The organism is Arthrobacter sp. JCM 19049 (assembly GCF_001310435.1).
In genome coordinates, this window is sequence record NZ_BAXF01000799.1 from 1 (window position 1) to 756 (window position 756).

At 66.0% G+C, this 756-nt stretch carries 2 protein-coding genes; both read right to left on the reverse strand.

Going from position 1 to position 756, the window contains the following annotated elements:
* A partial coding sequence (locus tag JCM19049_RS16350; protein ID WP_279403445.1) for a 5-(carboxyamino)imidazole ribonucleotide mutase occupies window positions 1-271 on the reverse strand: 271 nt, incomplete at its 3' end.
* A 57-nt stretch (window positions 272-328) separates the two neighbouring features.
* On the reverse strand, window positions 329-756 hold a 428-nt coding region (locus JCM19049_RS16355), incomplete at its 5' end, for an ATP-grasp domain-containing protein (protein ID WP_279403446.1).

Sequence of the window (756 nt, forward strand, 5' to 3'; positions counted from 1 at the left end):
CCGGCACGCCGATCACTGGCAGCGGGGTCACCGAGGCGAGCATGCCCGGCAGGTGGGCGGCGCCGCCGGCACCGGCGATGATGATGCGCAGGCCGCGTTCGTGGGCCTTCTTTCCGTACTCGATCATCTCGGTGGGCATGCGGTGCGCGGAGACCACGTCGGCTTCGAAGGGGATGCCGAACTCGGTCAGGGCCTGGGCGGCCAGGCGCATGACCGGCCAGTCGGAGTCCGAACCCATCACGAGGCCGACCACGGGGGCAGAGGTTGTCATTCGTTGCTTCCTTGAACTTGTCTTGGGGTGGCGCAGGCCACCACCACTAGGCATAGGCTATGCGTTTTGCTTCACGCCGTCACGGATCAACGCGGCCACCATCTCGGCGCGCTGACGCAGTTCATCAACTGTTTGCCCGGTGTTGGCCACCACGTTCACGTGCCCGATCTTGCGTCCGGGGCGCACGGACTTGCCGTAGGCATGCACCTTGACCTCTGGCGCAGCATCCAGTGCGGCGGAGAAGGCGGAGTACAGGTCCTGGTTTTCTCCACCGAGGTAGTTTTTCATCACGGTCAGGCCCAGTTCGCGGGTTTCGCCCAGCGGCAGGTCCAGCACGGCGCGCAGGTGCTGCTCAAACTGGCTGGTGACCGAGCCGTTCATGGTCCAGTGCCCGGTGTTGTGCGGGCGCATCGCCAGCTCGTTGATCACAAAGCCGGCCCCGCTGCCGGGGGTCTCGAACAGCTCCGCGGCCATCACGCCGGTGA